Annotated in this window: 7 protein-coding genes; 3 read left to right on the forward strand and 4 right to left on the reverse strand. The window is 68.8% G+C overall.

Annotation, left to right across the window (positions count from 1 at the left end; translation table 11 throughout):
• The 4 genes from HY703_02765 to HY703_02780 form a co-directional block, all read right to left on the reverse strand.
• Nucleotides 1-267: hypothetical protein (locus tag HY703_02765; protein ID MBI4544100.1), on the reverse strand; the 267-nt coding region annotated here is incomplete at its 3' end.
• A 211-nt stretch (nt 268-478) separates the two neighbouring features.
• Entirely contained in the window at nt 479-1,369 is an 891-nt protein-coding gene (locus tag HY703_02770) for a sulfite exporter TauE/SafE family protein (GenBank protein ID MBI4544101.1), read from the reverse strand.
• A 21-nt stretch (nt 1,370-1,390) separates the two neighbouring features.
• Nucleotides 1,391-2,197, reverse strand: a complete 807-nt coding sequence (locus tag HY703_02775; GenBank protein ID MBI4544102.1) for a patatin-like phospholipase family protein — start codon at nt 2,195-2,197, stop codon at nt 1,391-1,393.
• 46 nt (nt 2,198-2,243) lie between these two features.
• Nucleotides 2,244-2,651 (reverse strand): hypothetical protein, encoded by a 408-nt coding sequence (locus HY703_02780; GenBank protein MBI4544103.1) that lies wholly within the window; start codon nt 2,649-2,651, stop codon nt 2,244-2,246.
• Nucleotides 2,652-3,089: 438 nt separating this feature from the next.
• Between HY703_02780 and HY703_02785 the strand changes: the two genes are divergently transcribed.
• The 3 genes from HY703_02785 to HY703_02795 form a co-directional block, all read left to right on the forward strand.
• Complete coding sequence (locus tag HY703_02785) at nt 3,090-3,668, forward strand: sigma-70 family RNA polymerase sigma factor (protein MBI4544104.1); 579 nt, start codon at nt 3,090-3,092, stop codon at nt 3,666-3,668.
• A complete protein-coding gene (locus tag HY703_02790) occupies nt 3,661-3,945 on the forward strand; it encodes a mycothiol system anti-sigma-R factor (GenBank protein MBI4544105.1) in 285 nt (94 codons plus the stop codon). The genes HY703_02785 and HY703_02790 overlap by 8 nt, the downstream gene beginning before the upstream one ends.
• A 525-nt stretch (nt 3,946-4,470) precedes the next feature.
• Nucleotides 4,471-4,644 (forward strand): hypothetical protein (locus tag HY703_02795; protein MBI4544106.1); only part of this gene is annotated, 174 nt, incomplete at its 3' end.

Here is a 4,644-nt window from a genome sequence, read left to right on the forward strand (position 1 = left end):
GTCGATATCCGTCTGCGCGTACAGCACACTCCCCCGGACCCCCACGTAGCGGTGCGCCCAGAGTGTCACGGCACCGCCCACCGTGCCCGAGCTCGAGAACTCCGACGCCGGCGAGAGATCCTCCGCCGGCGAAAGGCCCCCGCCGTACACAGTGAAGGAGACGACCTCCCCTCCCGACCCGTTGCCCTTGCCCAGCACCTGCGCCCAGGCTCCGCCCGCACCCAGCACCAGCATCCCCAGCAGCAATGAAACCACGCGGTACGACATAACCCCTCCCTTTCGGCCCACGACCCAGGTTCCCGGGCGCACGATACCCAGCCAGGTATTTTGAGCCCGGTAGACAAGGCGACCCGGACCGCGGTCGCCTCGCGATCAAGCTAAGCGGGGAAGCCGGGGAATGGTTCCCGGTGGGCGGAGAACGGCTGCCCAGGTGGTCGACCCCTAAGTGGTCGAGCTGGTCACGCGCCGAGGGCGGCCCCTAAGGGCCGGCGAGCTGGCGCAGCGTGGATGCCGCTATGGTGGCGGCCAGGAGGGCGAAGAGCAGCGCTACTCCCCGCTTGAGGTAGCGCTCGGGGAGGAGGGCGGTGACGTGGGATCCGAATTGTCCGCCCAGGAGCACGGCCGGCACGACCCAGAGCACCAGGTTCCACGGGATCCCCAGGCCTGAGCGCGAGAGCAGCGCGGCCTGCACCGCGCTGGCAGTGACCACAACAGGGAGGACCACGGCGACGCCGGTGCCGATGGCGACTCTGGCGGGCCACTTCAGGCGCAGCATGAGCTGGCTGCTGGTCGCCTCGCCGATGCCCATGCCGACCAGGCCGGTCACGCCACCGGCCACTACCGTCACCCCACGCGTGGCAGCCGGCCTCGGGTCCGGCGGGCAGACATAGAGTTGGCCGTCCGCCGCTCTAATGAGCAGCCCCAGACTGGCCGGGAACTGGGCGGGGTCGCCGGTATCAACCTGGCCCGGTTCCCCGGGTGCGGCACGCCAAAGCAGGAGGCCGAGGCCGAGCAGTGCTGCGGCGATGATGAGGAGAAGCGAGGGTCCGGAAATGGTGTGCGCCAGGACCGCCGCTCCCGCCGCACTAGGCACGGCCAGCGCCGCCAGTACCCGGGCGTGGGCCCACGAGACCGTCCCCTGACGCGCGTGGCCGAGGAGCCCACTGGAGTAGCCGACGACCTCGACAATGAGTGCCGTCGCGACGGCCTGACCGGGGGTGAGCGCGGCCACCCCGAGCAATGGGAATCCCAGCGCGAAGAGGGGCGCAAACATTGTGGCCCCTTCGACGGCGGCCGCGCACGCCGTCGCGCATATCGGAACGGCGAGCGGAAGCATCCACCAGTAGGCGGTCCAATACGACCAGTCCATGGGTTGCTCTTGACTCGAAGATCAGGAGCCTGGCGTCTGGAACCCCAGAGCCGCCAGCCGGCTCCCCGTCTCCCGATACGCTGCGGCGACGAGCTCGGACGTGGCCGAAAAGTTCAGGCTGTGTGCGTGCAGGTCGGCGTCGACCGACCAGATGTATGTGCGGACGTGGTCCGGCGGGCTGGCGCAACTCTCTCGGGTGCGATCCACGGCCATGCCAAAGGTCTGGGCAATGATCCCCATGATCGAGCCGAAGTCGTAGCCCGAGCTCGCGCAGCAAGCGCAGCGCATGGCATAGATCTCGGTGGCGCCCCGCTCGATCGCCTGGCCGAGGGGAAGGTCCGCCGAAAGGCTCCCGTCCACCAGGTAGCGCCCGTTCAGATGGACCGGGGGAAGCAGGCCAGGAATGGCGATGCTGGCTGTGAGAGCCGGCTCCAGCGGTCCCCGGTCCAGGACGACAGCCTCACCCGTGGCCAGATCGGTGGCCACCACGGCAAGCGGGAGCGGCAAGCCCTCGAAACGCCCGCTCCCCAGATCCCGCAGGAGACGCCGAAGCCGCCGTCCCAGCGTGAAGACGGAGGCCTCCCGCAGCCCGCGGAGCAGAATGCGCCGGTTGAACCGGAAAACGTCCCGGAAGCGAAGGCTCCGCCAGATGGCGGCTAACTCATCCGGGTGCCCGCCTGCCGCCAGGAAGGCGCCATTCAGCGCGCCCACGGAGCTGCCCACGATCCCGTCGAAACGGATCCCATGCTCCCACAGGGCCTGGACAAACCCCGCCTCGATCGCGCCACGGCTGCCACCGCCGCAGAGCACCAGGTAGCGCACCGGCATCACCGCTCCCTGCCCCAGCGTGTCCGAACTTCCCAGCCGCCCTCCTTCACCTCGGCGACTTCGTGGGGAGCGAGGCGCCCACCCGGCACGCTCGCACCGCCAGCAGGTTAAAAACGCCCGCCGCGAAGACGGTGGCGAATCCTAGAAACGCCAGCGGGACCCAAACGAAAAGCCCGCCCAGGGTAACAGCGCTCGCCACCACCGCCAGCGCAAGCGGCGCGGCGCGGCCGTGACAGCGGCGGCCCTGCCACACCCCCCAGAGCGTCACGGCCAGCGCCACCCCCAGCAACGGGATCAGCACCGCGTCCAGCAGCAGGAAGCCCAGACCAATACCGGTCACCACCGCCAGCACGGGCACCACGCCCGCACAACACAGGAGCGCCAGGAACGAGCCGGCCAGGCCAGTTGCCGTGGCCCGATTGCTCTTCGAGGCCGTTGTCTCAACCAACCTCATGCGCCCTCCCCGCTGTGCTGCCATGTACCACTTTGCTCCCGGATGACTTGCGGGCAACATACCCTAGTGGGTATAATGCCGCAAGGCCGCCGCCTGGTTCCGCTGCCCCCCCGCCCGGTGATGCTCCGCAGCCCCAGGTGCGACTCGCCCGAAGCGCTTGAGCGGACGCCCTTTCTTGGGTCAGGCCCATACCCCGTTGGTATGGGTCCACGCGCGACATGGAACCATCTCGGGGTGCTCTCGTTTTGCTTGGGACAGCCGGCGGGGCGCCGGCGTCGCAAATTCCATGAAGCTTGGGGCAGATCGAGGTGCCGGCGCCCCTTTTCGCCGGGCTACATACCCCCGCGGGTATAAGGCGACATGATGCAGGTGGCAGCGCAGAGCGGACTCGAAGGAGATCGGAGCGCCCGGCGTGCCGGACCGGCAAAGGCAAGGACGATGACCGAGGCCGAGTGGCGGGAAAGTTTCGAGCGCGAGGCGCTCCCGCACCTGGCCGGGCTGTATTACTTCGCGCTGAAGCTCTCGGCGGATGAGGGGATCGCGCAGGATCTGGTGCAAGAGACGTGTTTGCGCGCATACGGCGCGTGGGAGCGCTTTGCGCTGGGGACGAACTGCCGGGCGTGGCTGATGAGGATCCTGTATCGCGAGTTCCTGAAGCACCGGCAGCGAGAGCGGCGATGGATAACATACCAGGAGGATTACTTAGGCGAGCAGCCGGCCACGTGGGAGGCTGAGGTCGGGGCAGAGGTCTTCGGGAAGGTGCTGGACAAGGAGGTCCAGGCCGCCCTGGACGAGCTGCCGGAGAGGTTTCGTGCGGTGGTGATTCTCTCCGATCTGGATGAGTTGCGCTACGCGGAGATCGCGCAGGTGCTGGGCATCCCCGAGGGCACCGTCAAGTCGCGCCTCGCCCGTGGCCGCGAGCATCTGAGGAACCGCCTGATCGGCTACGCCCGGGCGCGTGGCCTCCTGGGGAGCGTAACTCAGGCCAATGGTAGCGCGGCCGATGCCCATGCCTAGCTTCGGGTCGCCCGCGGAACCCCTGACGTGCTCGTCGGCCCTCAGGCTCCTTGACGAGTACGTCGACAACGAGTTGCCCCCACACGTGGCCGCTCGCATCGAAGCGCATCTTGCTGGGTGTGACGGGTGCCCGAAAAAACTGGAGCTAGAGCGCGCCTTCCGGGAGGTGCTCCGGCGCCAGCGCGAGCGGCGCGCCGTCCCGCCGGGTCTCCGCGAGCGCGTCCTGGACGCCATTGGACAGTGCTGGCGGATCGACCCGTCCGCCTTCTGGGAGTAGACCGGCGAGATGCCGCTTTCCCTTGCCCTCAGTCTGGACCTCCGGGTGGCCTGGCTGGCTCCGCCGTGGGGCGCCGCAGAGCGCCGCTGTATGCGGAAGGCGTCCCGAACGGCGTGCGAAGGACTGGTGAGCGTCCTGCTCGGGTGCGAGGCCAGAAACTCACCGGGCCGGGCGCTGGTCCGGCTTCAGAATTCCGCCCCGAATGAGGGCGGACGACTCCCTTCATCGATCTGCTCTTTGCAGCTCTGGGCCTGCTGGCGGTTGGCTTGAGCCTGTGGGCGCGCCGGCGCCAGCCGGCCCCCCAGGCTCCGCCTCCGGGAAGCACAGCAGAGATCATCCTCACCGGGTTGGCCCTGGGCGCGGCTGCCGTAGCCCCCAACATTCTGGTCGTGGCTCTCACGCCCGGGATGCCGCAAATGCCGCTCCTCACCAGGGTCTTGCTGCTCCCGTCCCTGGTTGTGCGGGCGGGCGTCGCGATGCGCGGCTGGCAGGGGCGGGTTCGAGCGCCTGGAGAACCGGCTCGCAGTGGGCCTCTGGGTCGGCGCAGCAGCCACCGGCGTGCTCGACGTTATCCGGCTCACGGGCTTCTCGCTGGGTATCATGCCGGGCAACATGCCGCGCATGTACGGCGTACTCTTCCTGGACCGAATGGCGCTGGGGCCCAGCGTCGCCTCCGACCTGGTCGGCTATCTGTACCAC

Source organism: Gemmatimonadota bacterium (genome assembly GCA_016209965.1).
GTDB lineage: Bacteria > Gemmatimonadota > Gemmatimonadetes > Longimicrobiales > RSA9 > JACQVE01.